Source organism: Falsiroseomonas algicola (assembly GCF_011040385.1).
Lineage (GTDB): Bacteria > Pseudomonadota > Alphaproteobacteria > Acetobacterales > Acetobacteraceae > Falsiroseomonas > Falsiroseomonas algicola.
The window spans coordinates 106270-133154 of the sequence record NZ_JAAIKB010000006.1 but is presented as its reverse complement, the minus strand read 5'-3'; the positions used below and the strand labels follow the sequence as shown (position 1 = coordinate 133154).

Here is a 26885-nt window from a genome sequence, read left to right as displayed (position 1 = left end):
TTCATGGGGAAACGAGGCATCATCGCATGAAATCCGCAGGCCGCATCATCGCCGCCGCGCTGCTGGCCGCGACACCCGCGCTGGCGCAGCAAGCGGGCACGCTGCGCATCGGCCTGGCATCGGATATCGACACGCTCGATCCCGTGCTGTCCAACACCATCGCGGGCCGCAGCGTGCTGACGGCGCTCTGCGACAAGCTGCTCGACGTGGACGTCAATCTGAACTTCGTGCCGCGCCTGGCCGAGCGCTGGGCCTGGAGCGAGGATCGCCGCGCGCTGACGCTGACCTTGCGCCAGGGCGCCACCTTCCACGACGGATCGCCGGTCGATGCGGAGGCCGTGCGGTTCAGCCTGAACCGCGCCGCGACGCTCCCTTCCTCCCGCCGCCGCAGCGAGATTGCGGAGATCAGCGCCATCGAGGTGCCGGATGCGCGCACCGTCGTGCTGCGCCTTTCCGCCCCCTCCGCGCCCTTGCTGGCGCAGCTGGCCGACCGCGCGGGGATGGTGATGTCGCCGACGGCGTTGCAGGCGGCTGGCAACGACTTCGCCCGCGCGCCCATCTGCTCCGGCCCCTTCGCCTTCGTGGCCCAGGTGCCGCAGGAACGCATTGATTTCCGCCGCTTCCCCGGGCACTGGAACGCGGCCGAGGTGAAGGTGGAAAGCGTCAGCTTCCGCCCCATCCCCGACAGCACCGTACGCATCCTCAACCTGCGATCCGGCTCGCTGGACCTGGTGGAGCGCGTCGCGGCCAACGACGTTGCCGGCCTGCGGCGCGACACGCGGCTGCGCTATGCGGAGGCGCGGGGCTTCGGCTTCACCTCCATCATCGCCAATGTCGGCAATGGCCCGCGCGCCCAGAACCCCTTCGGCCAGGATGCGCGGCTGCGTCAGGCCTTCGACCTGGCGCTGGATCGCGACGCGCTGAACCAGGTGGTGTTCGAGGGTGCGAATACCCCCGGCAACCAGCCCATCCCGCCCGGCAGCCCCTTTTACGCGCCGTCATTCCCCATGGCGCCGCGCGATGTCGCGGCCGCCCGCCGCCTGCTGGCGGAAGCCGGCCAGCCCGCCCCGCAGGTCACGATGCTGGTCCCCAACATCCCCGAATTCCGCCAGATGGCGGAGGTGATGCAGGCCATGGTGCGCGACGCCGGATTCGACCTGCGGATCGAGGTGCGCGAACTCGCCACCGCGGCCGGCATGATGAATCGCGGCGAGTTCCAGGCCTTCCTGATCGGCTGGTCCGGCCGCGTCGATCCCGATGGCAACATCTTCGCGTTCAACCACTGCCGCGGCGCCAACAACGACAGCAAGTTCTGCGACCCGCGCGTCGATGCCGCGCTGGAAGCCGCCCGCGCCAGCGTCGAGCCCGCGGAGCGCGCCCGCCACTACGCGGCGGCACTCGGCATCGCGCTGCCCGACCGCCACCGCATCTACCTCGTGCATGAGGGCTGGCGCTTCGCCCATGCCGCGCGGCTGTCGGGGTTCCGCGCGCTGCCCGACGGCATCATGCGGCTTGAGGGCGTGACGCTGAACTAGTCCAGCTTGAGGCCCGTCCGCGCGCCGACCTCGGCCCAGTCCCGCGTCTCCGTCGCCAGCAACTCGGCAAACTCGGCGGCGGTGGAGCCGACGACGTCCAGCCCGGCCTCCAGCGCGCGCCGCCGGAAGTCGGGCGTGCCCGACACTTCCCGGATCGCATCGCCCAGCACGGCGCGGATGGAATCGGGCGTCGCGACCGGCACCAGCACGCCGAACCAGGCGCTGGTCACGAAGCCCGGCACGCCGCTCTCGATCAGCGTCGGCACCTCCGGCGCCAGCGCGGTGCGCGTGGGCGCGCTGACGGCGATCAGCCTTGCGCTGTCCCCGCGCGACTGTGCCAGCGCCACGGGCAGGCTCTCGAACACCAGCTGCACCAGCCCCGCGGCGAGGTCCGGATAGACCGCCCCGCTGCCGCGATAGGGCACATGCACCATGTCCACGCCGGTGATCAGCTTGAGGCGTTCCGCCAGCAGATGCGTCGCCGATCCCGTGCCGCCGGAAGCGATGTTCAGCGCCCCCGGCCTTGCCCGCGCCATGGCCAGCACCTGCGGCAGATCGACCGCCCCCAGCCGCGGCGAGGCCAGCAGCCCATGCCAGGCCCGCATCACCAGGCTGACCGGCGCGAAGTCCCGCGCGGGGTCATAGGGCAGCCGCCCGCGCAGCGCCGCCGCGATGGACAGCACGCCCGACGACCCCCAGAGCAGCGTCAGCCCATCCGGCGCCGCCTTGGCCACACTGTCCGCGCCGATCGCTCCACCTGCGCCGGTGCGGTTCTCCACCACCACGGACTGCCCGAGCCTCTGCCCCAGAGGCTCCGCCAGCAGCCGCGCCGCGAGGTCAACGCTGCCGCCTGGCGCGAAGGGCACCACCAGCCGCAGCGCCCGCGATGGCATCCAGCTTTGTGCGACCGCCGGCGTGGCCAGGGATGCCAGCAGCAGCGCGCGGCGTTTCATGCGCCCGCCCTGTCACGCGCCAGCTGCTCCAGGATCGCCGGCATCCGCGCGGTGGCGTCGGCGGCGATGTTCTCGAACAGGCTGTTGCCATGCGCGTCGATGCCGACGGTGACGGGCCCCAGCCCTTCCACCGCCACGCGCACCAGGCGGTAATGCGCGACCAGGTCGTTCCACGCGACCTGCTTCACCGCCTTGATCGCGGCCGAATGCAATGGCGCACCGCCGCCGAGGAAGGAGAAGTAGACGCAGCCGACGTCCTGCATCGCCTCCCGGCACGCCGAATCCAGCCCGCCCTTGCCGCCGACGGATGTCAGCCCGTAGTGGCGGATCAGCCGCGGCATCAGCGGATTGAAGCGCGTGCTGGTGGTGGGGTTCATGTAGAGGATCTCGAGCCCCCCATCCTCCGCATCCCGGCTGTAGGAGCCGAGATGCAGCAGCGAGCCCCCCTGCAGATCGATCGGCGGTGCCTCGCCCTTCTCCATGCAGGCGAGGATGCGGTGATGCGTCGGCAGCCCCGCCGTGATCACGATTTCCCCATCCAGCAGCACCATGTCCCCGGCCCGCAGGCTGCGCGCATCCTCCCGCGAGAGCGGCATCGTCACGCGGCGATACTCGGTGAGGGTCATTCCATGCGCTCCACGGAGCCATCCGCATGCAGCCTGGCGCGGGTGCGGCGGTTGATCCAGCAATTGAAGCAGACGGCGACGGGCGTGTAGCCATGGCCGCTGGCGTAATCGACATGCACCGCCAGTGCCGTGGTGTCGCCGCCCGTGCCCATGGGGCCGAAGCCGGTGGCGTTGACGGCGCGCAGCAGCCTCTCCTCCATCGCCGCCAGTACGGGCTCGGGATTGGTGCTGCCGATGGGGCGATAGGTCGCCTTGCTCGCGATCTTCGCGGCCACGTCGAAGCTGCCGCCGATGCCAACCCCGATGATCACCGGCGGGCAATGCTGCGACCCCGCCTGCATCACCACCTTCATCACATAGGCCTCGATATCCGCGAGGCTCGGGAAGCTGAAGGTCTCCGCCGCCGCCCAGCGCCCCGATCCCAGCGCCTTGGGCTGGCAGGCGAATTCGAGGTAGTCGGCGCCGCTGATCATGTCCCAGCTCACCAGGGGCATGTCCTTGCCCTTGTAGCCGCGCTCATTCGTCAGCGGGTTCGTCACGTGCTTCAGCAGCGGCGGCTTGATCGTCTCCACCAGCTCATCGAAGCCATCGACGATGGCGGCCTTGATGTCGCCTTCCCACTTGGCGTTGGTCCCGATGCCGACCTGGAAGACCGGCACGCCGGAATCGGAGCACACGAAGCGGTCCGTCTGCTCGGCGCGCAGCGCGCTGCCCAGCATGATCTCCAGCACCCGCTGCGCGCCGGGGTGGGTTTCCGTCTGCCGCGCGCGGCGCAGCCCTTCCTTCGTGTCCTCCGGGATGCGGCGCAGCGACCAGTCATAGAGCTGCGCCGTCAGGGTCTTCACGCCCTGGTAGGTGATCGCCATGGCGGCTGGCCTATCCTTCCCCTGAAAAGGCCACTACCCTGACCTTTAAGGCAGTATAGACCGAGGAAACGCCCATGCCGCAACCCGCCGGGGAGAAAGTCCTCGCCATCGTGCCCGCCGCCGCCGACCTGAAGGCCGCGATCGAGGCGCAGGGGCATGTCGTGACCGACCTCGCCACCCTGCCGCCCGGCCCCGTGCCCGGCTTCCGCGTGCTGCTCGGCACCGCCATGGCCGGCGCCTCCGGCGAGACCTTCGCGCGCTTCCCCGATGCGAAGCTGCTGGCCAGCATGGGCACGGGGCTCGACCGCATCGACCTCGACACCGCGCGTGCCCGCGGCATCGCCGTGCTGAACACGCCCGATGTGCTGACGGAGGATACGGCCGACTTCGCCATCGCGCTGCTCTACGGCATCGCGCGCCGCGTGGTGGAGGCCGATGCCTTCGTGCGCAGCGGCGCCTGGGCGAAGGGACGGCTTTCCCCCTCCACGCGCCTTATCGGCAAGACCTGCGGCATCTTCGGGCTCGGCAAGATCGGCCAGGCCGTGGCGCGGCGGGCGCAGGGCATCGGGATGCAGGTCATCTGGTCCGGCCCGAGGCCGAAGCCCGGGGTCACCTGGGCCTATGTCGCGGACCTCGCCACCATGGTGGAGCAATGCGACGTGCTGGTGCTGACCTGCCCGGGCGGCGCGGAGACCGACCGCATCATCGATGCCGCGATGCTGCAGCGCCTCGGCCCCAAGGGCTTCCTCGTCAACATCTCCCGCGGCACCGTCGTCGATGAACCCGCTCTGGTGGCGGCGCTGAAGGCCGGCACCATCCGCGGCGCCGCCACCGACGTCTTCCGCTCCGAACCCGTGCCCGACCCGGCGATGCTGGAAGCGCCGAACCTGGTGGTGGCGCCGCACTACGCGACCGTCACGCACGAAACCCGCGCCGACATGATCGCCATGCTCGCCGATGGCATTTCGGCCTTCGCCGCCGGCCGCCCCCACCACGACGCCACGAAAGGCTGAGGCTGGACGCCGGGCCGGGCTTCAGCCATAAGGTCATAGTCCTGACCTTTTGGCCCGGTCCGGATCGCGCCTGCCTGGAGGAAACCAACCGTGACGACCACCCCGCCGCCGATGACGCTGCATTGGTCGCCGCGCTCGCCCTTCGTGCGCAAGGTCATGGTCTTTGCGCATGAGGCCGGGGTGGTGGACCGCCTCCGCACGGTGCGGACGCCCGTGGCCATGACGAAGCCCAACCATGACCTGCTGCCGCTGAACCCGATCGGCAAGATCCCGACTCTGGAACTGCCGGATGGCAGCGTCCTCTACGACAGCGGCGTCATCTGCGAATACCTCGACACGCTGCATGACGGCCCGCGCCTGATCCCGGCGGAGGGACCCGCGCGCTGGGTTGAGTTGCGGCGCCACGCCATGGCGACGGGCTTCCTCGACACGCTCATCCTCTGGCGGAACGAGCGGGACAAGCAGCACGCGTTGCCCGAACTGCTCGACGCCTTCGCGCTCAAGACGCAGCACGCGCTGCGCGCCATCGAAGCGGAAATCGAGGACATCGCCGCGCGGCCGCTCGGCCTGGCGCAGGTGACGCTCGGCGTCGTCGGCGCCTATCTCGACTTCCGCTTCGCCGATATCGACTGGCGCGCCGCCTGCCCGCGCTTCGCCGCCTGGCATGCCGAGTTCGCGAAGCGTCCATCGATGATGGCGACCGTGGTGGCGGAGGGCTGATCGCCATGGCCGGGCCCCTGTCCCACCTCCGAATCCTCGACCTCGGCCGCATCATGGCGGCACCCTGGGCGACGCAGATCCTGGCCGATCTCGGCGCCGACGTGATCAAGATCGAGCGTCCCGGCGCCGGCGACGACACGCGCGCCTGGGGACCGCCCTTCCTGAAGGATCGCGACGGCAACCCGACGAAGGAGGCCGGCTACTACCTCGCCGTCAATCGCGGCAAGCGGTCCGTCACCATCGACATCACGCGGCCCGAGGGCCAGGCGGTGGTGCGGAAGATCGCGGAGACGGCCGACATCGTCGTCGAGAACTTCAAGGCCGGCGCGCTGACGCGCTATGGGCTGGATGCGGAGAGCCTGCGCAAGCTGAAGCCCAGCCTGATCTGCTGCTCCGTCACCGGCTTCGGCCAGGACGGTCCGCGGCGCGACCAGGCGGCCTATGACTTCATGATCCAGGCCATGGGCGGGCTGATGTCCGTGACCGGGGAGAAGGACGGCCCGCCGCAGAAGGTCGGCGTCCCCATCGTCGATCTCATGACCGGCATGTATGCCGCGACCGCCATCCTGGCGGCCGTCGCGCATCGCGACAGGACGGGGCAGGGGGAGACGATCGACCTCGCCATGCTCGACGTCCAGGCAGCCTTCCTCGCGAACCAGGCGATGAACTTCCTCGTCGGCGGCAAGGTCCCGCACCGCGCGGGCAACCGGCACCCGAATATCCAGCCGCAGGATGTCTTCCCCTGCGCGGATGGCTACATCGTCCTCGCCGTCGGCAATGACGGGCAGTTCGCGAAACTCTGCGAGGCGATCGGCCGCCCCGACTGGGCGCAGGACCCGCGCTTCATCAAGAACGCCGATCGCGTGAAGAACGAATTGGCGCTGACGCCGATGCTGACGGAGCGCTTCGCCGATTTCACGCGGCTGGAACTCACGACGATGCTCGACGCCGCCGGCGTTCCCTGCGGCCCGATCAACACCGTGCCCGATGTCTTCCAGGACCCGCAGGTCAGGCACCGCGACATGCTGCGCATGGTCCCGCACCCGCATGGGGAGGTGCCGCAAATCGTCAGCCCCATCCGCCTCAAGGACAATCCGCTGAGCTTCGATCGCCCGCCGCCGCTGCTCGGCCAGCACACGGCGGAGGTGCTGCGCGAGCTCGGCATCGGTGACGACGAACAGGCGGCGCTCGCCGCCGCGAAGGTGACCTGATCATGCCGCGCATCCCGCTCCCTTCATCGCGTGACGAGCTGGACGAGGCGCAGCGCAAGGTCTGGGACAGCGTCGTCTCCGGCCCGCGCGGCCAGGTCATCGGCCCGCTGCGCGCCGCCATCCACAATGCGGAACTCGCCGGGCGCTGGTCCGCGCTGGGGGAGGCGCTGCGCTTCTCCACCAGCCTCGACAAGCGCCTGTCGGAACTCGCGATCTGCGTCACGGGCCGTCGCTGGAGCAGCCAGGTGGAGTGGTTCGTCCATGCCGCGACGGCCGCCAAGGTCGGCGTCTCCACCGATGTCCTCGGCGCCATCCGCGAAGGCCGCGCACCGGCCTTCGACAAGCGCGACGAGGCGGTGGTCTATGAATTCGCCCGCACGCTCCAGGCGGATGGCCGCGTGCCCGACGCGATCTATGACGAGGCCCGCGCGCTGTTCGGCGTGAAGGGCGTGGTCGAACTCACGGCGCTGGTGGGCTACTACACCATGGTCTCCATGACGCTGAACGCGCATGGCGTGCCGCTTCCCGATGGAGAGGCGGAACCGCTGGTGGCGCCGCCCACGGGCCTCTTCACCCTGGCGCCGCTGCCGTGACCGCCACCGTCCCCGCGCCGACGCTCTCCCGCCCGCGCCACGCGGTGCCGGATGGCGCCTGGGACACGCATACCCATGTCTTCGATGCGCGCTTCCCCGCCGGCGCCTCCCCCTACGCACTGCCGGAGGCGATGCTGGAGGTGCATGCGGCCATGCGCGCGCAACTCGGCACCCCCCGCGCCGTGCTGGTGCAGCCCGCCCCCTATGGCCGCGATCCGGCCTGTCTGCTGGATGCGTTGACGCGCGACCCGGCGCTGCGCGGCGTGATGATCGCGGATGAGACGGTCACCGACGCCACCCTGACCGAGTGGCACGAGGCCGGCATCCGCGCGCTGCGCTTCGTGGAGATGCGCGCCCCCGGCGGCACCGCGCGCTATCCCGGCGCCATCGGCGTGGACACGCTGAAGCTGCTGGCGCCGCGGCTGCGCGCGCTCGGCTGGCAGGCGCATCTCTGGGCCAGCGCGTCCCAGCTGGCGGAGCTGCTGCCGGGCCTGGCGCCGCTCGGCGTCCCGCTCGTCATCGACCATTGCGGCATGCCTGCGGCCGCGGATGATCCGGGCTTCGCGCAACTGCTGAGCCTGCTGCGCGACGGCCTGGCCTGGGTGAAGATCACGACCTGCCGCCTGTCCTGCGACCCTCGCCCGGTGCAGGATGCGCTGGTGGCCGCCAATCCGGACCGGCTGCTCTGGGGTTCCGACTGGCCCTATGTGCGCATGACGCCGCCGCCCGATGCGGGGGCGATGATGGATGCCTTCCTCGGCGCGCTCGGCGACCCGGACCTTGCGCGCCGCATCCTGGTGGAGAATCCCGCCAGGCTCTTCGACTAGAACGAACGAAACAACAGCGGAGGAAACCCCCATGAACATCGGACGACGCGGCGCCCTGGGCGCCATGGGCATGCTGGCCATGCCCGGCCTGGCCCAGGCGCAGGCCGCCTTCCCCGACCAGCCCATCCGCATGATCGTGCCCTTCGCTGCCGGCGGCCCCGCGGACATCATCGCGCGCGTCGTCGCCCGCGCCATGTCGGAACGCCTCGGCAAGCCCATCGTGGTGGAAGCGCGTGCCGGCGCGGGTGGTCTCATCGGCGTCGATGTCGCCTCCAAGTCGCGCCCCGATGGCCACACGCTGGTCATGGCGTCCTCGGGCGCCATCGTCATCATCCCGCATATGCGCAGCAACATGCCCTACGACCCGCTGCGCGATCTGACGCCGGTGACGCAGGTGCTGGCGGTGCCGCAGATCGTCTCCGTCGCGCCGAACCTCGCCGTGCGGAACCTGGCCGAGCTGGTCGCCATGGCGAAGGCGAAGCCGGGCGAGCTGACCTTCGGCTCCGCCGGCATCGGATCCTCGCTGCACATGGCGGGCGAATTGCTGAAGCTGCGCGCGGGCATCGACATCACGCACATCCCCTATGGCGGCGCCGCGCCGGCCGTGACGGACCTGCTCGCGGGCCGCATCCAGATCCTGGCCGCCGACGTGCCCGCGCTGATCGGCCAGGTCCGCGCCGGCGCCCTGCGGGCGCTGGCCGTGACGGCGCAGGAGCGGCTGGCCATCCTGCCGGACGTGCCGACGGCCATCGAGGCCGGCGTGCCCAACATGATCAGCGAGACCTGGTACGGCCTCTTCGGCCCCGCCGCCATCCCGCAGGACCGCGTGGACATCCTGGTCAACGCCGCCCGCGCCTCCCTGCAGGATGCGGAAGTGCGGCGCGTGCTCGGCGAACAGGGCGGCCGCATCGTCGGCAGCACGCCGGCGGAGTTCAACACCTTCATCCGCGAGACCAATGCCACCTGGGGCGACGTCGTGCGCACCACCGGCGCGCGGCTGGAGTAGCGCCATGCGCCGCCGCCATCTCCTCGCCGCGCCGCTGCTGCTGCCCGCGGTGGCGCGCGCGCAGGCGCCCGGGGCGCCCCCCTGGGCGCCGAACCGCAGCCTTCGCATCATCGTGCCGCAGGCGCCGGGCGGCACGGCGGATACGCTGGCCCGCCTGGTGGCCGTGCCGCTCGGCACCGCCTATGGCCAGGCCGTGGTGGTGGAGAACCGGCCCGGCGGCAACCAATCCGTCGGCGCCATCGCGGTGGCTCAGTCGCCACCCGATGGCCACACGATGCTGTATGCGCCACCCGGCGTGCAGATCCTGAACCCGCTGATGATGCGCAGCGTCCCCTACGACGCCTTCAACGATTTCACGCCGATCATCGCCCTGATGCGGGCGCCGAAGCTGCTGGTCGTGCGCGCAGACTCGCCGGTGCGCAGCACGGCGGAGCTGATCGCGCTCGCCAAGGCGCGCCCTGGCCAGCTCACCTATTGCAGCGCCGGCATCGGCTCGGCCGGTCATCTCGCCGCCGCCCTCTTCTCCCAGATGGCGGGGATCGAGATGCTGCACGTGCCCTATCGCGGCACCGCGCCCGGCGTGCAGGACCTGCTAGCAGGTCGCATCGACCTCACGCTCGACACCGCCGCGGCGCTGCTGCCGCTGGTGCGGGAAGGGCGGCTCCGCGCGCTGGCCGTCAGCACGCGGGACCGGGCGGAGGCTGCGCCCGACCTTCCGCCCATCGCCGAGACGCTGCCCGGCTTCCACGACGCCAGCTTCAACTACCTGCTCGCCCCCGGCCGCACCCCGCCCGAGATCACCGCCAGCCTGAACACCACGCTCGACCGCGTGCTGAAGGACCCCGCCATCCGCGCCCGCTTCGCAACGCTGGGCGCCGAGGCGCTGGGCGGTACGCGGGAGGAGCTGGCCGCGATGGTGCAGGAGGAGATCGCGCGCTGGCGCGGCGTCATCACCGCCCAGGGAATCACCCTCGAATGATCGCGCGCCGCACGCTGCTGCTCTCCACCCTCGCGCCACCCGCGCTGGCGCAGCCGGCCTGGACGCCGTCGCGACCCATGCGCATGGTGGTGCCCTTCGCGCCGGGTGGCGCGGCGGATACCGTCGGGCGCCTCATCGCCGAACAGCTGGCCGCGCAACTCGGCCAGCCCATGACGGTGGAGAACCGCCCCGGCGGCGGCACCACCATCGGCGCCGTCGCCGTGGCGCGCGCGGCGGCCGATGGGCACACGCTGCTCTACGCCACGCCGAATGTGCAGATCCTCAACCCGCATCTCATGCGCAGCCTGCCCTATGATCCCGTCGCGGATTTCGCGCCGGTGATCGCGGTGCTGAAGGCGCCGAAGCTGCTGGTGGTGCGGCCCGATTTCGCCGCGCGCGATGTCGCGGGCCTGATCGCCATGGCGCGGCGGGAGGCGAATGCGCTGACCTTCGCCTCCGCCGGCGTCGCCTCCTCCGGCCACCTCGCCGCCGCCATGCTGGGCCAGATGGCGAATGTCGAGATGCTGCACGTGCCCTTCCGCGGCACCGCGCCCGCAGTGCAGGAGGTGATGGGCGGCCGCGTCGATTTCATGATGGACAACATCGCGACGCTGCTGCCGCTGGTGCGGGACGGCAGGCTGCGGGCGCTCGCGGTCTCCACTGCCGATCCCGCGGCCGCGGCACCCGAATTGCCGCGGGTGGCGCAGACGCTGCCGGGCTACCACGATGCCAGCTTCAACTACCTGCTGGCGCCCGCGCGCACGCCGCCGGAGGTGATCGCCGTGCTCAACGCCACGGTCAACGCCATCCTCGACCAGCCCGCCATGCGGTCGCGGTTCGAGGCGCTGGGCATCGAGAAGCTGGGCGGCACGCCGGAGGCGCTGGCCGCCATGGTGCGGGAGGAATCGGATCGCTGGGGCCCGGTGATCCGCAGGGGAGGGATCACCGCCGAATGAGCATCACCCGTCGCGCCGCCATCGCCGCGGCGCTCGCCACGCCGTCGCTCGCCTTCGCGCAGGCCTTCCCCAATCGCCCGCTGCGCATGATCTGCCCCTTCGCCGCCGGCGGCTCCGCCGATGCCAGCGCGCGGCAGATCTCGGAGGCGCTGACGCCGGTGCTCGGCCAGCCCGTGGTGGTGGAGAACCGTCCCGGCGGCGGCGCCACCATCGGCGCACAGGCCGTGGCGCGGGCGCAGCCGGATGGGCACACGCTGCTCTACGGCACGCCGGGGCCGCAGATCATCAACCCGCACCTCATGCGCAGCGTGCCCTATGACCCGGAGCGCGACTTCGCCCCCGTCGCCGGCTACAAGCGCGCGCCGAACCTGCTGGCCGTGCATCCCGGCCTGCCGGTCCGCAACCTCCAGGAACTGATCGCGCTCGCCAAGGCGCGGCCCGGCACGCTGACCTTCGCCTCCTCCGGCATCGGGTCATCCTCCCATCTGGCGGGGGAGATGCTGAAGTTCCTGGCCCGGATCGACATCACCCATGTGCCCTATCGCGGCACCAGCCAGGCGCTGACGGACCTCATGGGCGGCACGGTCAGCATGGCGCTCGACACGCTCTCCATCCTGCTGCCGCCGTCGCGTTCCGGCCATCTCCGCGCGCTCGGCGTGACGACGCCGCAGCGCTCCGCCCTGGCGCCCGACCTGCCGGCGCTGGCGGAGGCGCTGCCCGGCTTCGATGCCGCGCCCTTCAACTACATCGCCACCACCGGCGGCACGCCGGCGCCCATCGTCGCGCGGCTGAACCAGGCCGTGGTCGGCATCCTGAACGACCCCGCCTATCGCGCCCGCATGGAGGCGCTCGGCGAGGAAGCCACGCCCTCCACGCCGGAGGAGCTGGCGGCGACGATCCGCGCGGAGAGCGCGCGGTGGAAACAGGTGATCGAGGCAGCGGGGATTCGCGCGGAATGAGTGAGTATGAAACGCTGACGCTGGAGGTGGCGGACTACGTCGCCACCGTCACGCTGAACCGTCCGCCGGTGAATGCGATGAACCTCGCCATGCGGCAGGAAATCGTGCGCGTCTTCGACGAGCTGCATGACCGCGAGGATGTCCGCGCCGTGGTGCTGACGGCGCAGGGCAAGGCCTTCTGCGCCGGCGCGGACCTCAAGGAACGCCCGAACATCGCGGGCGAGCCCGGCGCCTATCCCCGCCACAACCGCCTGACGCGCGCCGTCTTCGACAGCGTGATGGAATGCGGCAAGCCCGTCATCGCCGCCGTCAACGGCCTCGGCATCGGGGCGGGCTGCGTGCTGGCGCTGTCGGCCGACATCATCCTGGTGGCGGAGGAAGCCTACCTCGCCATGACGGAGGTGGATGTGGGGCTGGCCGGCGGCGTGCGCCATGTGCTGCGCCATCTCGGCCAGTCCGATGCGCGGCTGATGATCTACACCGCGCGGCGCTTCACCGGCCCCGACCTGCTGCGCATGGGCGCGGCCTCGCTATGCCTGCCGCGCGACGCGCTGCTGGCGGAGGCGCAGAAGATCGGGCGCGAGATCGCGGGCAAGGTGCCGCTCGCCGTGCAGGCCGCGAAGAAGAGCTTCCAGGTCACGGAATACATGCCGCTGCATGAGGGCTACCGCTTCGAGCAGTCGCAGACCGTGGCGCTGGCCTCGACGGAAGACACGCAGGAAGCCTGGAAGGCCTTCGCGGAGAAGCGCAAGCCCGTCTTCAAGGGACGCTGACGCCATGCATCGCCGCGCGCTCCTCGCCACGCCCCTGCTTCTGCCGGCCCTGGCCCGGGCGCAGGAACCCTGGCCGCAGCGCGCGGTGACGCTGGTGGTGCCCTTCGCGCCGGGCGGCCCCGTCGACAACGTCGCCCGCCCGGCGGCGGAGGGGCTGCGCCGCCGCCTCGGCGTGCCGGTCGTCGTCGAGAACCGCGCGGGCGCAGGCGGCGTCGTCGGCGCCCGGGTCGTCGCCGCGGCCAGGCCGGATGGCTATACGCTCCTCGTCGGCTCCCCCGGCCCGCTGGTCATCGCCCCCGCAGCGGGCGGGGCCGGCGCGCCGGACCTGCTCCAGGGCCTCGCCCCCGTCGCGCTGATCGCCGACAGCCCGCAGATCCTGGTGGTGACGCCGGGCCTGCCGGCCCGCAACCTCGCGGAATTCGTGGCCCTCGCGAAATCGCGGCCGGGCGAGATCAACATGGGCTCCGCCGGCATCGGCACCACGCCGCATCTGGCGGCGGAACTGCTCGGCCAGCTCGCCGGCATCCGGCTGGAACACGTGCCCTATCGCGGCACCGGCGCCGCGTTGCCGGACCTGCTCGGCGGCAAGATCGAGGCGCTGTTCGGCGACATCTCCGCCGTGCTGAACCTGGTCGAGAACCGGCAGATCCGCGCCCTGGCGACGACGGCGCCACGACGCTCCCCCCTGGCCCCCGCCATCCCGACCACGGCGGAGGAGGGGTTTCCGCAGCTCATCGTCCGCAACTTCCAGGCGCTGCTCGCCCCGGCCGCGACGCCGCGCCCGATCCTCGACCGCGTCGCGCAGGCACTTGGCGAGGCGCTGGGGGAGGAGGCGCTGCGCGGCGCGCTGGCCCGCCAGGGCGCCGAGCCCGCCGCCAGCAACCCGGAACACCTCGCAGCCTACCTCGCCGAGGAACGCGCGACCTGGACGCCGGTGATCCGCGCCATCGGGCTCCGCCTGGATTGATGAAGAAAACGGCACGGGCCGCGCATTCTTTCCATTTGTCGCATGGGATGCCCGGGCCCAGGATACCTGCCTGAAGATGGCGGCAGCACGACCGCCCGACGGGAGAATGGAACGACCATGACGATCGCGCGGCGCGCCTGCCTCGCCCTGCCCCTGCTGGCCGCCCCCGGCCTGGCCCGCGCCCAAGCCGCGCCCTGGCCGAACCGGCCGGTCCGCATCGTCGTCGCCTTCACCCCTGGCGGCACGACGGACATCATCGCCCGGCTGATCGGCGCCCACCTGGCCGAGATGTGGGGGCAGTCCGTCGTCATCGACAACCGGCCTGGCGCCGGGGGCAATATCGGCACGGAGCATGTGGTCCGCTCCGCCCCCGATGGCTACACGATCATGGTGGGGTCGGTCGGCCCGCTGGCGGTGAACCAGTCCCTCGTCCGCAACATGCCCTATGACACGCTGCGGGACCTGGCGCCCATCACGCTGCTGGCGGGCGTGCCGAACATCCTGGTCGTCGCGCCGAACCATCCGGCGCGGGACGTCGCGGGGCTGATCGCGGAGGCGAAGCGTCGCCCCGGCGAACTCTCCTACGGCTCCACCGGCGTCGGCACCTCCTCCCACCTCTCCGGCGTCATGCTGGACCAGATGGCGGGCATCCGGACGGAGCATGTGCCCTATCGCGGCGCCGTCGCGCTGAACGACCTGCTCTCGGGCCGCCTCGACTTCATGTTCGCGACCATCCCCTCCGTCATGGAGCAGATCAGGGGCGGGCGCCTGCGGCCGCTGGCCGTCACCTCCACCCAGCGGTCGCGCTCCAATCCGGACGTGCCGACCATGGTCGAACTGGGCTTCCCCGACTTCGACGCCTCCTCCTGGTTCGGCATGGTGGCGCCGGCGCGCACGCCGCCCGAGATCATCCGCAAGATCGCGGAGGACAGCCACGCCGCGTTGCGCGTGCCCGCCATCGAACGCAACATGGTGGAGCAGGGCGCCGACCCCGTGGGCAATGGCCCCGAGGCCTTCGGCGCCTTCATCGCCCATGAGATCCGCCGCTGGTCCGCGATCGTCCGCGCCTCCGGCGCCACGCCCGAGTAAGCACGAGGAACCGTCCCATGCCCGACAGCGTCGCCGAACGTTTCCAGATCCCCTCCATGCGGGACCGCGTCTCGCCAGAGGAATGGCAGGCCCGCGTGGACCTCGCCGCCTGCTACCGGCTGATCGACCTCTACGGCATGTCCGACATGGCCGCGAACCACATCTCCGTTCGCGTCCCCGGCGAGGAGGGCGCCTTCCTCATCAACGCCTATGGCATGCTGTACGAGGAGATCACGGCGTCGTCGCTGGTGAAGATCGACGTGCACGGCAATGTCCTGGCCAAGCCGGACTTCCCCGGCGGCCTCGGCTACGGCGTGAACCGCGCGGGCTTCGTCATCCACGGCGCGATCCATGAGGCGAAGCACGAGATCGCCTGCGTCATCCACACCCATACCTGGCCGGGCATGGCGGTTTCCTCGCTGGAATGCGGGCTGCTGCCGATGAACCAGACCTCCATGCGCTTCGCCAGGATCGGCTACCACGACTACGAAGGCGTGGTGCTCGACCTGGAGATGCAGGAGCGCCTGGTGCGCGACCTCGGCGACAACAACGCGCTGATCCTGCGCAACCACGGGCTGCTCACCATCGGCAAGACGGTGGGGGAGGCCTTCAACGCCATGCACCGGCTCGAACTCTCCTGCCGCGCGCAGCTGGCGGCGCAGGCGACGGGGCAGAAGCTGGTGCAGGTGCCGCAAGCGGTGATCGATGCCACCTGGAACAACTACCAGCCCGGCACGCGCCGCCCCTATGGCGTCATGGAATGGCCGGGGCTGCTGCGGAAGCTGGACCGCCTCGACCCCTCCTACCGCGACTGATCGGTCTGCCATCCCTGCTTGAGACGCCGCCCGGTACCCCCGGGCGGCGATGAGGACTGCCTTGCCCGTCACCACGCTCCGCGCCGCCATCGGCGCCTATCCCGAGACCGCCGCGCTGCTGGAAGGCCGCGTCGGATCGGACCTTCTGGCACTCGACAACATCCGCCACACCCCGCCCAGCAAGGCCTTCCCGGCCATGGTCCGCCAGGCGGCCTTCCAGGTCAGCGAGATGGCGATCGCCACCTTCCTGATGGCCAAGGCCTATGGGAAGCCGATGGTGCTGCTGCCCGTGGTGCTGGCCGAACGCGCGCAGGAAGCCGCACTGCTGACGGCCGTTGACGGCCCGGTGCGCGGCCCCGCGGACCTGGCCGGCGCCGCGATCGCCGTGCGCGCCTACAGCCAGACCACAGGCATGTGGCTGCGCGGCAGCCTGGCGGAGTTCCACGGCATCCGCGCCGACCAGCAGCGCTGGACGACCTTCGAGGATGCGCATGTCACGGAATTCACTGACCCGCCCTGGGTGACGCGCGCCGCGCCCGGGCAGGATCTTCTGGCCATGACCCGGTCGGGCGAGGCCGCCGCCGGCATCTTCGGCAATGACCTGCCCTCCGGCCTCCGCACGGTCTTCCCCGACCCCGAGGCGGCCGGCGAGCAGTTCCGGCAGGCACACGGCTTCATCCCGGTGAACCACCTGGTCGTGGTGCGGCAGGATGTGGCGGCGGAGCGCCCGGAACTGGTGGTGGAACTGATGCGGATGCTGGCTGCGTCCGGCGCGCGCATGCACACGCGCGAAACCCTGCGGCCTGCCTTGGCACTGGCGATCCGCTACTGCGCGGAGCAGGGGATGATGCCGCGGCCCTTCACGGTGGAGGAGGCCTGGGAAGGCCTGCCGGCGGCGATCCGGTAGAAAAGGGGCGGCCGGGTTGCCGGCCGCCCATCAACTCAGCTCTGCGTCTTCAGATAGGCGATCAGGTCGTTGAGCTGCTGCTCGTTCCGCAGGCCCGGGTAGGACATGCTGCCGCGCGGCAGGACATCCTTGGGGTTGGTGATGTAGCGGCGCAGGTTTTCCTCGGTCCAGGTCTGGCCCTGGCGCCACTCCTGCATGTTGGCGGAGTAGCGGAAGCCCTCGATGGAGCCCGCGGCGCGGCCGACGATGCCATGCAGGTTCGGGCCCACGCCATTGCGGCCGCCGGCATCGATGGTGTGGCAGGCGCGGCACTGGTTGAAGACGCGGCCGCCAGCGGCGGCATCCTGCGCCTGGGCGGCGAAGGGCGCGATGGCAAGGCCCGTCACGATGGCCAGAGTCAGACGTCGCATTCGAGCGATCCTCCTTGAACGTGTCTCGTCGGTACGGCCCCGCCGCAAGTCAGCCAGCCGCGACGCGGGTGGAACAAGCCGAAACGCTTATGGCGTCTTTCCCGCCCGGCGCAAGGTGGCGCCAGGACCGGTTGGCGCAACCCTCCCAGCGCATGAAACTGCCTACAGGTTGCGCGCATTCGCGTTACGAATGCGTTGGCTTCGCCGGGGGAGAGGGAATGGAGGCGTTCTTCGCCAGCGGTCGCGTGGCCGATCTGGTGCTGCTCGTCCTGCTGCTGGAAGCGGCGGCCCTGGCGCTCTGGCACCGCAGGACCGGGCGCGGCTTGGCGCCCGCCGCCATCCTGGGCCTGGCCATGCCGGGGGTGGCGCTGGTGCTGGCGCTGCGTGCCGCGCTGGTCGGCGCCGGCTGGGGCTGGGTGGCGGCGGCGCTCAGCGCCGCCTTCGCCGCCCATCTGCTGGATGTGTGGCTGCGGTTGCGCCGCTGAGGCTCAGCCGAAGATGTCGGCCGGCGCGTCCCTGCGCAGGCTGTCGCCAAGTTCCCGCCCCAGCGCCGCGGCATCGGCCCGGGCGCCCCAGAGCTTCCGCTTCAGCAGGAAGGACCCGTCTGCCCGCGCCACCAGCCCGGTCAGCAGCAGCTGGCCATCCGGCATCAGCTGCGCATGCCCCCCGATCGGCGTGCGGCAGGAGCCGTCGAGCGAGCCCAGGAAGGCGCGTTCCGCCGTGCAGACCGAAGCGGCCTCCCCATCCTCGATGGCCGAGAGCAGCTCCCGCAACTCCACGTCATCGGCGCGGACGGTGACGCCGACGATGCCCTGGCAGGCCGCCGGCACCATCGTCTCCGCATCCAGCACCACCGCGGCCTCATGCTCCATCTCCAGCCGCTTCAGGCCGGCGATGGCGAGCAGCGAGGCCTGCGGCCCGCCTTCCGCCCGCACCTTGGACAGGCGCGACTGCACGCTGCCGCGGATGATCTCCACCTGCAGGTCGGGCCGCGCATGCAGCAGCTGGCTCTGCCGGCGGACGGAGGCGGTGCCGATCAGCGCGCCCTTCGGCAGGCAGGCATAGGGATCGTCCCGCGTCACGCCGGCGCAGTCGGGGCCGACCACGATCGCGTCGCGGCTGTCCTCCCGCTTCAGCGCGCAGGCGAGCACGATACCGGGCGGCAGCTCCGTCTCCAGGTCCTTCATGCTGTGCACGGCGAAGTCCACGCGGCCATCCAGCAGCGCCTCATGGATCTCCTTCGCGAAGAGCCCCTTGCCGCCGATATCGGCCAGGCGCTTGTCCTGGATCTTGTCGCCGCTTGTCGCGATGACGCATTCCTCGAAGGCCTTCACCTCCCGCAGCAGCGGGCAGACCTTGGTGATGAGGGCCAGGAAATGGCGCGTCTGCCACAGCGCCAGCGGCGAGCCGCGCGTGCCGACCTTGAGCGGCAGGGTGCGCGTGGACTGGCGGTGATGCGGCGAATGACCATGCAGCGCGCCCCGATGACGGAGGCCCTCATTCGTCTGGTCAAGCGATGACAACAGCATGCTCAGGCGTCTCCGCGCGCGGGGAGGAAGGGGAGGTGCGTCATGCCCGGGCGAAGCCGAACAGATGCGCGAGGTCCTTGAAGAAGATCCGCACATGCGCCAGCGGGTCGCGGCGCACGAGTTCCTTGTTCATGTAGGATTCCCAGGTCAGGCGCTGGACGTCCTTGTCCTGGCAGATCTTGACGAACTTCTCCCGCCGCTTGTCGGAGGAGTACCAGAAATACTGCATGATCCCGAGGATCCAGAAGACGCGGCCATGCGCCTTCATGAAGCGCTTGCGCGCGGTCGCCAGCGCCCGGGGATCGCCGGTGGCGACGAACTCCGCCGCGGACTCCGCGGCGAGGCGGCCGCACAGCATGGCGTAGTAGATGCCCTCGCCGGAGGCCGGCGCGACCACGCCCGCGGCATCGCCGGCCAGCACCACGTCGCGGCCGTTGTCCCACTTCTTCAGCGGCTTCAGCGGGATGGGCGCGCCCTCCCGCCGGATGGTCTTCACCTTGTCGAAGCCCGTCGCGGCGCGCAGCTCGGCCACCGAACCGCGCAGCGAGAAGCCCTTATGCGCCGACCCCGTCCCGATCGAGACCTTGTCCCCATGCGGGAAGATCCAGCTGTAGAAGTCGGGGGAGAAGCGGCCGTTGTAGACGACATCGCAGCGCTGCCCGTCATACTTCGCGACCTCCCCCTTCGGCGCTTCCACGATCTCGTGGTAGGCGAAGACGCAGGGGATCTTCTCCGCCCCCGGCACGGTCTGCTTGCCGACCTGGCTGCGCGCGCCATCCGCGCCGATGACGCAGCGCGTCCGCAGCCGAAGCGGCGTGGTGCCGTCCGGCGCGCCCTTGGGCGTCCAGGTCACGACGGTGACGCCATCGGCGTCGCGTTCCACCGCCTCGAAGCTCCCGGTCAGGCGCTCGGCGCCCGCCTCCGCCGCGCGGCCGCGCAGGAATTCGTCGAAGACGTCCCGGTCCACCATGCCGACGAAGCCGTTCTCCACCGGCATGTCGACCTCCTTGTCGGTGGGGGAGATCATGCGCGCGGCGTTGATGCGGGCGACGATCAGGTGGTTCGGGATGTCGAAGTCCCGGATCGCCCGCGGCGGGATCGCGCCGCCGCAGGGCTTGATGCGCCCGGCCTTGTCCAGAAGCGCCACGGTGCGGCCCTGCCGCGCCAGATCATGCGCGGCGGTGGCGCCCGCGGGGCCGCCCCCCACCACCACCACGTCGAAGATTCCGGCGCTGTCCATGGAGGCCATCCTTCCGTTCAGTCGCCACTGGCCAGCCGCGCATCGCGGCCGTTCATCGAACCGTAATCCGGTGACTTTTCCGTTGCCGGCCGCCCGATGCGCGTCGCCAACAGGGCGGAGGCCAGGAACAGCAGCCCATCCGCCACGAAGACCGTGACGTAGCCACCGCCCGCGCTGCCCGTGACGAGGCGCCCGAGATCCAGCACCACCGTGCCGGCCAGCCCGCCGGCGCCGAAGGCGATCGCCTGCGCCGCCCCGAACATGCCCATCCGCACGCCTTCCCGGCCGTCCCGCCCGCGGGAGACCAGCTGCATCATCGAGGCGATGGCCGCCGCGGCGAAGGCGCCATTGGCGACGCCGAGGGCGAAGAAGGCCTCCCGGATCGGGAAGCCGATCCCGGCCATGCCCGCCGCCGCCAGCGTCGCCAGCAGCGCGGCCGCTGCCAGGCAGCCGCCCACGGTCCAGGCCCGCAGCACCGCCACGCGGCCGCCGGACAGGCTGCCGACGACGGCGATGACGATCATGCCCGCCAGCACGCCACCATGCTGCAGGGAGGAGAGCCGCGTCGTCTCGCCCAGCGTCATGCCGAAGACGGTGCCGGCGAAGGGTTCCAGGATCAGGTCCTGCGCGCTGTAGGCCAGCATGGAGACGAAGACGAAGATGGTGAACTGCCTTGCCTCGGGCTCCGCCCAGACCTGCTTCAGCGCCACCATGAAGGGCGCCTTGGCGCCCGCCTCGGCCTCCCGCCGCGCCGCACCCGGCCCCTCGATCCCCGCCACCGCCAGCAGCGCCAGCAGGAAGGCGAGCACGGAGACGCCCGCCGCGACGGCCACCAGCCGCGGCCCCGAATAGGGGTCGAGCAGCCGGCCGGAAATCGCCGTCGTCACCACGAAGCCCGCGATCATCATGATCCAGACCAGCGAGGCCGCCGCCGGCCGCCGCGCCGGCGCGACCCGCGCTGCCAGCAGCACCAACAGCGAGGTTCCCGCCGCGCCGACACCCACGCCCACCAGCAGGAAGGCCAGCACGGCCAGTGCGATGCCCGGCACCAGCGCCGTGCCCATCCAGGCCGTCGCCACCGCCGCCAGCACGCCGCCCAGCCCCAGCACCGCCATGCCGCCGATGATCCAGGGCGTGCGCCGCCCGCCCTGGTCCGACCCATGGCCGAGCCGGGGCCTCAGCATCTGCACGGCATAGTGCAGCGCCACCAGCACGCCCGGCAGCGTCGCCGGCAGCGCGTGTTCCACCACCATCACCCGGTTCAGCGCCGCCGTGGTCAGCACCACGATGGCGCCGAGCGCCGTCTGCACCAGGCCGAGGCGCAGGATGCCGAGCCAGCCGAGGGGCGGAAGGGCGTTCATGGAAGACCTCCCGACAGCGCGACGGCGCTGACCATCATGCCCGAGACGTAGAGCGTGATGCCCGTGCCGTTGTACCAGGGCGCCAGCCCGCGCGGATCGCGCAGCAGCTTCCGCATCAGCAGCCCCTGCGCCACCAGCACGCCCGCGACCATGGCCGCCTGCAACGGCGCACCGCAGGCCAGCAGCAGCGCCACCACCACCGCCTGCGGCGCCGCCATGAACAGGCACGCGACCTTCGCCGCGCGCTCCGCGCCCAGGATCACCGGCAGGGACCGCAGGCCGAAGCGCGTGTCGCCCTCGATCGACTTGAAGTCGTTCAGCGTCATGATGCCATGCGCGCCGAGCCCGTAGAGCACGGCCACGACCACGACCTTCGCATCCGGCGCGCCGCCCGACAGCACAGCGGTCGCGGTGATCCAGGGCAGCGTCTCGTAGCTCATCCCGCAGGCGAGGTTACCCCGCCAGCCATTCTGCTTCAGGCGCAGCGGCGGCGCGGAATAGATCCAGGCCATCACCACCGCCAGCACCGTCGCCGCGAAGCCCCAGGGCCCGAGCGCCGCACCCACCAGCAGCGACGCGATCGTCCAGCCGATGGCGACATAGAGCCCGCTCCGCCCCGGCATGCGGCCCGAGGGGATCGGCCGCTGCGGTTCGTTGATGGCGTCGACGTGCCGGTCGAACCAGTCATTCACCGCCTGGCTCATGCCGCAGACCATCGGCCCCGCCAGCAGGATGCCGAGTGCGATGAGCGGATAGACATCGAGGAAGGCCGCGCCCGACGCCACCGCGCCGCAGGCGAAGGCCCACATGGGCGGGAACCAAGTGACGGGCTTCAGCAGTTCCAGCACCGCCGAGGGCTGCAGCCGCTGGCCCCCCACACGCCCGGCGATCTCGGTCCCGCTCGGCATGGTCAATCCTGGCCCTCATCCGCACCGAGGTCGCCGAGCCCGTAGCGCCGCAGCTTCACGTAGAGCGATTGCCGCGACAGGCCGAGCATCTCCGCCGCCGAGGCGCGATTGTCCCCGGTCAGCTCCAGCGCCGCCTCGATGCAGAGCCGCTCGATCGCATCGGTGGCTTCGCGCACCAGGTCCTTCAACGGCACGCGGCCAATCAGCTCCGTCAGCTGCTCCACCGACCGCGTCGCGCCTTCCTGCGCGCGCACCGGCGGGCGCAGCCGCGGCCCGATATCGCGGATGGCGAAGCCGAAGCAGGGCTGCCCGCCATTCATGACGGAGACCGCGGAGATCTCGACCTCCGACTGCCCGCCCAGTTCGCCCCGCAAGGTGGAGGCATAGAGCCGGACGGAGCCGCGGCTGCGGAGGTTGGAGAGCAGCACCTCCACCTCCACCCCCTGGCGGCCGAGCCAGCGGTCCAGCGGCTCGCCCCGCGCCTGCTCCTCGCTCGTCACCTGCGCCATGTCGAGGAAGGCGGCGTTCGCCGTCAGGATGCGCGCCGCGCTGTCCGTCACCACGAAGGCGTCCGGCACCACCTCCACCACCTTCAGCAGCTTGGTCTTGGCTTCCGGCAGCATCAGCGCCTGGCCGGCATCGCCCACCACGGTGAAGCGCACCAGGAAGAGCAGCCCGCCTTCCTGGCGGAAGGTGGAGGCGGAGACGAGGACATCCTGCGCCCCCTCCGCCAGCCTGGCGCGGACATCATCCGCGCGCCCGGCGCTGCGCACGGTGGCGAGCAGCGCCTGCACGGCGGCGCGATCCTCGGGCGCGAAGACATCGGCCAGCACGCGGCCCGGCATCCGCCGCGCGGTGCGGCCGAACAGCCGCTGGGCGGAGGGATTGGCCTCCATGATCCGCTGCGACTCGGCGTCCAGGATCAGGACGGGGTCGACCGACATCTGGAACAGCAGGCGGTAGCGGGTCTCCGCCTGGCGGAGCCGGGAATAGTCCCGCTCCATGGATTGCTGCACCTCGACCAGCCGCTGCTGCAACTGGGAGACGGGGCGGAGGTCCCGTCCGAACACCACGCGCCGCCCCTGGCTGCCGATCGGCGCCACGGAGCAGAGCAGGGGGATGGAGGTGCCGCGGGCGGAAAGCTGGTTCACATGCCGCCAGCGCGGCGCGTCACGCGCGGGCGCCTGGTCCAGCATCGCCTCCACCTTCGGGCGGCTGTCCTTCGCGACGGTGTCGGCCCAGGGGCGGCCCAGCCAGCCCTCATGCGCATCGAACTCGCGCGCGAGTTCCTCGCTGCTGAAGGCCAGGTCGCGAATGGCTCCGCCCTCGTCAAGCACGAGCGCGATGTCCGCCGCAGCCGCGATCAGGCCCGCGGTGGCATCCGCGTCGAGCTGACCGAGCGACGTGCTGGGGGCATTGAACGCTTTCACGAGGCATCCCGTCCTTCATCCCAGGGGCCTCCCCTTCTCAACCCACCCCTCGTGGTCGTCAACCTACTGATCCAATGCACAAAAACCGGACAGCTTGCCGCCCGGTCAACCTTCCCGCATCAGCAGCGCGAGCAGCGTCTCCGCCTTGAGCGCCGCCTGCTGCCCATCCGGCGCCGTGGCATCGGCGCCGACCAGCGCCGCCAGCTCCGGCCGGTCGATGAACACCCGTCCGCCGACGAGCACACCGATCTGCGGATTCCGCGAGGCCCGGCGGACCTCCCGGATCGTTGTGGCCAGCGTCTCCAGCCTTTCCTCGCAGGCGAGGGAGAAGCCCACCGCCGCGAACCATTGCCGCCGCACCATGGCCGCCAGTTCCTTGGCCGTGGTGCCGGTGCCGGAGCTCACATCCCAGCCCTGGCGCCGGAAGAACTCGCCCACCATCAGCAGGCCGAAGCTGTGCTGTTCCCCCGGCACCGGTGCCAGCAGGATGCGCCGCTCGACATCGGGGCGACCCATGCGCGGCTGGAAGGCCGGGCTGTTCTCCAACACCACCTGCTGCAGGCAGCAGAGACCCACGGTCACGGCGGTGAAGTCGCAGCGATCCTGTTCCCACAACTCGCCCAGCCGCCGCGCCACGGGCGCCAGCAGCTGCAGATAGATGATCTCCAGCGGCATGCCGCGCCCGCGCAGCCCGCTGACATAGGCCAGCGCACCGGAGAGGTCGCCCGTCATGGCCAGGCCGGCGACCACGGAAATATCCTCGACCGTCGGGAAGGAACTGCCCGGGCTGTCGATATAGGCGGGGGAATTCGCCTCCCGCCGTGCCAGCACGAGGCGGGGAATGACCTCCGTCTCCAGCGTCCGTGCCAGCAGCGCGACGCGCCGGCGTTCCGCACCTGGCGGCTTCGCCTGCCGCGGGGGAGCCCGGGGGCTGGAGGGGGGCGCTTGTCGATCGCCATCGGCGCCCTGGTCGCGCGACAGGCCCGGGGAGCCTGCGGCTCCGCCCTCCTTGGCCTGTGTGCTGACCTCGCTCATGGCTTTTCCCGTGGTCGTGGGCTTCGGCGACATCGCCCTGCTCCCGTACTGACACTTCAACCGTGCCGGCCTTCCGTGTCAATCGCGATTTACGTCAATCGAGCTTGACACTGCGAGGTCCGGGCTTCTAGCCTCCCTGAACAAGCACGAGCGGGGGAGAAAGAAATGCGCGGTTTGAGGCCCACGGGGCCATGCGGCGCAGCCTTTCTCGGCTCTTCCTCCCCTCGTCGGCCGCCGTGCAGGGGCAGTGGCGGCCTGAACGGGCCAACGGACCGCCTTTGACGGAGGGTTGTCAAGCAATGCTTACAACGAACGGTTTGTCCGGCTTGCTTGACGCCCTCGATGCCTCCCCCTGGGGTGCCACGACGGGTCGTTCCGCTCGCCACGCGCGCAGCCAGTCCGGCCAGCGTCAACCGCTCTATACGGCGGAGGAGCGGCGGCGCCGCGATGCCTCCCCCTGGACGCTGGTGCAGGGGATCCTGGCGCCGCTGCAATTCGCGGTCTTCCTGGTCAGCCTCGGCCTGGTGATGCGCTACCTCGCCACCGGCGAGGGTCTCGCCGTCGCGACGGCCTCCGTCATCGTCAAGACCGTGGTGCTCTACGTCATCATGGTCACCGGCTCGATCTGGGAGAAGGTGGTCTTCGGCCGCTGGCTCTTCGCCCCCGCCTTCTACTGGGAAGACGTCTTCTCGATGCTCGTGCTGGCGCTGCACACCGCCTATCTCGGCACGGTGTTCTTCGGCATCGGCGACGGGCAGGGGCAGATGCTGCTCGCGCTGGCCGCCTACGCCGCCTACGTCGTCAACGCCGCGCAGTTCGTCCTGAAGCTCCGCGCGGCCCGCCGCGACGAGGCCTCCGCCCGCAGCAGCCCGGCCGGGATGTCGGCCGCATGAGCGCCGCCGCAGCCCTTCCCGCCGTGCCTGCCCATGGCTGCGGCGACGCCCCCGTCCTGCGGGAGCGTGGTCAGCGGGAAGTGTTCTGCGGCCTCACCGGCATCGTCTGGCTGCACCGCAAGATCCAGGATGCCTTCTTCCTGGTGGTGGGCAGCCGGACCTGCGCCCACCTCCTCCAATCCGCCGCCGGCGTCATGATCTTCGCCGAGCCGCGCTTCGCCACCGCCATCATCGATGAGCGTGACCTGGCCGGCCTCGCCGACTGCAATGACGAGCTGGATCGCGTGGTCACGCGGCTCATCGAGCGTCGCCCCGACATCAAGCTGCTCTTCCTGGTCGGCTCCTGCCCGAGCGAGGTCATCAAGCTCGACCTCTCCCGCGCCGCGCAGCGCCTGTCCCGCCGCTTCAGCCCCGGCGTCCGCGTGCTGAACTACAGCGGCAGCGGCATCGAGACGACCTTCACCCAGGGCGAGGATGCCTGCCTCGCCGCCCTGGTGCCGGAGATGCCGGCGGAGCCCGGCACGGCGCGGTCCCTGCTGGTGGTCGGCGCCCTGGCCGAGGTGGTGGAGGACCAGTTCCTCCGGCTCTTCGCCGCGCTGGGCGTCGGCCCTGTCCGCTTCCTGCCGAGTCGCCGCGCCGCCGAACTGCCGCCGATCGGCCCGGGCACGCGCTACATCCTGGCGCAGCCCTTCCTCGGCGACACCGCCCGCGCCCTCGATGCCCGCGGCGCCACCCGCATCGCGGCGCCCTTCCCGCTGGGCGTGGAGGGCACCACCGCCTGGCTCACCGCCGCCGCGGAAGTCTGGGGGACGCCCGCTGGCCGCATCGCCGATGCGATCGCCCCCGCCGCGACGCGCGCCCGCGCCGCGCTCGGCCGGATCCGGGAGAGGCTCTCGGGCAAGAGCGTCTTCTTCTTCCCGGACAGCCAGCTGGAGATCCCGCTGGCGCGCTTCCTCTCCCGCGAACTCGGCATGCGGCTCGCGGAGGTCGGCACGCCCTACCTCCACAAGCAGCACCTCGCGGAAGAACTCGCGATGCTGCCGGAGGGCACGCTTCTCTCCGAAGGCCAGCATGTGGAGCGCCAGCTCGACCGCTGCCGGGCGGAGAAGCCGGACATCGCCGTCTGCGGCCTCGGCCTGGCGAATCCGCTGGAGGCCGAGGGCATGACGACCAAATGGTCGATCGAGCTGGTCTTCACGCCCATCCAGGGCTTCGACCAGGCGGCCGACCTCGCCGAACTCTTCGCGCGGCCGCTGGTGCGCCGCGCCAAGCTGATGGTGTAGC

The 26885-nt window shown here is 71.1% G+C and carries 28 protein-coding genes; 18 read left to right on the top strand and 10 right to left on the bottom strand.

From position 1 onward, the window contains the following. Window positions 1–26: 26 nt before the first annotated feature. Window positions 27–1535 carry an ABC transporter substrate-binding protein gene (locus G3576_RS16230; RefSeq protein ID WP_164695473.1) on the top strand — a complete coding sequence of 503 codons (1509 nt, stop codon included), beginning with the start codon at window positions 27–29 and terminating at the stop codon, window positions 1533–1535. On the opposite strand, the gene G3576_RS16225 is transcribed toward G3576_RS16230, so the two are convergent. The 3 genes from G3576_RS16225 to G3576_RS16215 are packed head-to-tail and all read right to left on the bottom strand — an operon-like array spanning window position 1532 to window position 3980. Further along, a complete protein-coding gene (locus tag G3576_RS16225) occupies window positions 1532–2488 on the bottom strand; it encodes a Bug family tripartite tricarboxylate transporter substrate binding protein (protein ID WP_164695472.1) in 957 nt (318 codons plus the stop codon). The genes G3576_RS16230 and G3576_RS16225 overlap by 4 nt on opposite strands. After that, entirely contained in the window at window positions 2485–3114 is a 630-nt protein-coding gene (locus G3576_RS16220) for a fumarate hydratase C-terminal domain-containing protein (RefSeq protein WP_164695471.1), read from the bottom strand. Before G3576_RS16220 ends, G3576_RS16225 begins: the two co-directional genes overlap by 4 nt. Further along, window positions 3111–3980 carry a fumarate hydratase gene (locus G3576_RS16215; RefSeq protein WP_164695470.1) on the bottom strand — a complete coding sequence of 290 codons (870 nt, stop codon included), beginning with the start codon at window positions 3978–3980 and terminating at the stop codon, window positions 3111–3113. The genes G3576_RS16220 and G3576_RS16215 overlap by 4 nt, the downstream gene beginning before the upstream one ends. Window positions 3981–4054: 74 nt before the next feature. Here G3576_RS16215 and G3576_RS16210 point away from each other — a divergent pair, with 74 nt between their 5' ends. From G3576_RS16210 to G3576_RS16145, 14 genes are all read left to right on the top strand, one after another. Further along, window positions 4055–4993, top strand: coding sequence for a 2-hydroxyacid dehydrogenase (locus tag G3576_RS16210; protein WP_164695469.1), 939 nt, complete (start codon window positions 4055–4057; stop codon window positions 4991–4993). 90 nt (window positions 4994–5083) lie between these two features. Continuing rightward, a complete protein-coding gene (locus G3576_RS16205) occupies window positions 5084–5713 on the top strand; it encodes a glutathione S-transferase family protein (protein ID WP_328729221.1) in 630 nt (209 codons plus the stop codon). A gap of 5 nt (window positions 5714–5718) precedes the next feature. Beyond that, window positions 5719–6924, top strand: a complete 1206-nt coding sequence (locus tag G3576_RS16200; protein WP_164695468.1) for a CaiB/BaiF CoA transferase family protein — start codon at window positions 5719–5721, stop codon at window positions 6922–6924. Window positions 6925–6926: 2 nt separating this feature from the next. Continuing rightward, window positions 6927–7517 carry a carboxymuconolactone decarboxylase family protein gene (locus G3576_RS16195; RefSeq protein ID WP_164695467.1) on the top strand — a complete coding sequence of 197 codons (591 nt, stop codon included), beginning with the start codon at window positions 6927–6929 and terminating at the stop codon, window positions 7515–7517. Continuing rightward, complete coding sequence (locus G3576_RS16190; RefSeq protein WP_164695466.1) at window positions 7514–8344, top strand: amidohydrolase family protein; 831 nt, start codon at window positions 7514–7516, stop codon at window positions 8342–8344. The genes G3576_RS16195 and G3576_RS16190 overlap by 4 nt, the downstream gene beginning before the upstream one ends. Before the next feature lie 31 nt (window positions 8345–8375). Then, a complete protein-coding gene (locus G3576_RS16185) occupies window positions 8376–9350 on the top strand; it encodes a Bug family tripartite tricarboxylate transporter substrate binding protein (RefSeq protein ID WP_164695465.1) in 975 nt (324 codons plus the stop codon). Between the two features lie 4 nt (window positions 9351–9354). Continuing rightward, complete coding sequence (locus tag G3576_RS16180; protein ID WP_164695464.1) at window positions 9355–10329, top strand: Bug family tripartite tricarboxylate transporter substrate binding protein; 975 nt, start codon at window positions 9355–9357, stop codon at window positions 10327–10329. Further along, on the top strand, window positions 10326–11285 hold the full coding sequence (locus G3576_RS16175) for a Bug family tripartite tricarboxylate transporter substrate binding protein (RefSeq protein ID WP_164695463.1): 960 nt from the start codon (window positions 10326–10328) through the stop codon (window positions 11283–11285). The genes G3576_RS16180 and G3576_RS16175 overlap by 4 nt, the downstream gene beginning before the upstream one ends. Next, window positions 11282–12244 (top strand): Bug family tripartite tricarboxylate transporter substrate binding protein, encoded by a 963-nt coding sequence (locus G3576_RS16170; protein ID WP_164695462.1) that lies wholly within the window; start codon window positions 11282–11284, stop codon window positions 12242–12244. The genes G3576_RS16175 and G3576_RS16170 overlap by 4 nt, the downstream gene beginning before the upstream one ends. Continuing rightward, the gene (locus G3576_RS16165; RefSeq protein WP_164695461.1) at window positions 12241–13017 is read left to right on the top strand and encodes an enoyl-CoA hydratase/isomerase family protein; all 777 of its coding nucleotides are present in this window, start codon (window positions 12241–12243) and stop codon (window positions 13015–13017) included. Before G3576_RS16170 ends, G3576_RS16165 begins: the two co-directional genes overlap by 4 nt. A 4-nt stretch (window positions 13018–13021) precedes the next feature. Continuing rightward, entirely contained in the window at window positions 13022–13984 is a 963-nt protein-coding gene (locus G3576_RS16160) for a Bug family tripartite tricarboxylate transporter substrate binding protein (RefSeq protein WP_164695460.1), read from the top strand. Window positions 13985–14101: 117 nt separating this feature from the next. Further along, the gene (locus G3576_RS16155; RefSeq protein ID WP_164695459.1) at window positions 14102–15073 is read left to right on the top strand and encodes a Bug family tripartite tricarboxylate transporter substrate binding protein; all 972 of its coding nucleotides are present in this window, start codon (window positions 14102–14104) and stop codon (window positions 15071–15073) included. 17 nt (window positions 15074–15090) lie between these two features. After that, window positions 15091–15888: a class II aldolase/adducin family protein gene (locus G3576_RS16150; protein ID WP_164695458.1), complete on the top strand. Its 798-nt coding sequence runs from the start codon at window positions 15091–15093 to the stop codon at window positions 15886–15888. A 61-nt stretch (window positions 15889–15949) separates the two neighbouring features. Then, entirely contained in the window at window positions 15950–16795 is an 846-nt protein-coding gene (locus G3576_RS16145; RefSeq protein ID WP_235952079.1) for a type 2 periplasmic-binding domain-containing protein, read from the top strand. Between the two features lie 35 nt (window positions 16796–16830). Here the strand turns inward: G3576_RS16145 and G3576_RS16140 are convergent, their stop codons facing one another. Then, window positions 16831–17205: a c-type cytochrome gene (locus G3576_RS16140; RefSeq protein WP_164695456.1), complete on the bottom strand. Its 375-nt coding sequence runs from the start codon at window positions 17203–17205 to the stop codon at window positions 16831–16833. Window positions 17206–17423: 218 nt separating this feature from the next. Here G3576_RS16140 and G3576_RS16135 point away from each other — a divergent pair, with 218 nt between their 5' ends. Further along, entirely contained in the window at window positions 17424–17690 is a 267-nt protein-coding gene (locus G3576_RS16135) for a hypothetical protein (RefSeq protein WP_164695455.1), read from the top strand. A gap of 3 nt (window positions 17691–17693) precedes the next feature. On the opposite strand, the gene hemC is transcribed toward G3576_RS16135, so the two are convergent. The 6 genes from hemC to G3576_RS16105 all read right to left on the bottom strand — a co-directional run bounded on the left by hemC (window position 17694) and on the right by G3576_RS16105 (window position 24708). Beyond that, window positions 17694–18734 carry a hydroxymethylbilane synthase gene (gene hemC / locus G3576_RS16130; RefSeq protein WP_164695454.1) on the bottom strand — a complete coding sequence of 347 codons (1041 nt, stop codon included), beginning with the start codon at window positions 18732–18734 and terminating at the stop codon, window positions 17694–17696. A 40-nt stretch (window positions 18735–18774) separates the two neighbouring features. Then, window positions 18775–19974 (bottom strand): geranylgeranyl diphosphate reductase, encoded by a 1200-nt coding sequence (locus G3576_RS16125; protein ID WP_207622859.1) that lies wholly within the window; start codon window positions 19972–19974, stop codon window positions 18775–18777. A gap of 17 nt (window positions 19975–19991) precedes the next feature. After that, entirely contained in the window at window positions 19992–21335 is a 1344-nt protein-coding gene (locus G3576_RS16120) for a BCD family MFS transporter (RefSeq protein WP_164695452.1), read from the bottom strand. Then, window positions 21332–22243 carry a chlorophyll synthase ChlG gene (gene chlG / locus G3576_RS16115; RefSeq protein WP_164695451.1) on the bottom strand — a complete coding sequence of 304 codons (912 nt, stop codon included), beginning with the start codon at window positions 22241–22243 and terminating at the stop codon, window positions 21332–21334. Before chlG ends, G3576_RS16120 begins: the two co-directional genes overlap by 4 nt. 2 nt (window positions 22244–22245) lie before the next feature. Next, complete coding sequence (gene ppsR / locus G3576_RS16110) at window positions 22246–23673, bottom strand: transcriptional regulator PpsR (protein ID WP_164695450.1); 1428 nt, start codon at window positions 23671–23673, stop codon at window positions 22246–22248. Between the two features lie 105 nt (window positions 23674–23778). Beyond that, entirely contained in the window at window positions 23779–24708 is a 930-nt protein-coding gene (locus G3576_RS16105; protein ID WP_164695449.1) for a cobalamin B12-binding domain-containing protein, read from the bottom strand. A gap of 326 nt (window positions 24709–25034) precedes the next feature. On the opposite strand from G3576_RS16105, the gene bchF reads away from it, so the two are divergent. Then, complete coding sequence (gene bchF / locus G3576_RS16100; RefSeq protein WP_235952076.1) at window positions 25035–25601, top strand: 2-vinyl bacteriochlorophyllide hydratase; 567 nt, start codon at window positions 25035–25037, stop codon at window positions 25599–25601. Further along, window positions 25598–26884: a ferredoxin:protochlorophyllide reductase (ATP-dependent) subunit N gene (locus tag G3576_RS16095; RefSeq protein WP_164695447.1), complete on the top strand. Its 1287-nt coding sequence runs from the start codon at window positions 25598–25600 to the stop codon at window positions 26882–26884. The genes bchF and G3576_RS16095 overlap by 4 nt, the downstream gene beginning before the upstream one ends. Window position 26885 lies beyond the last annotated feature (1 nt).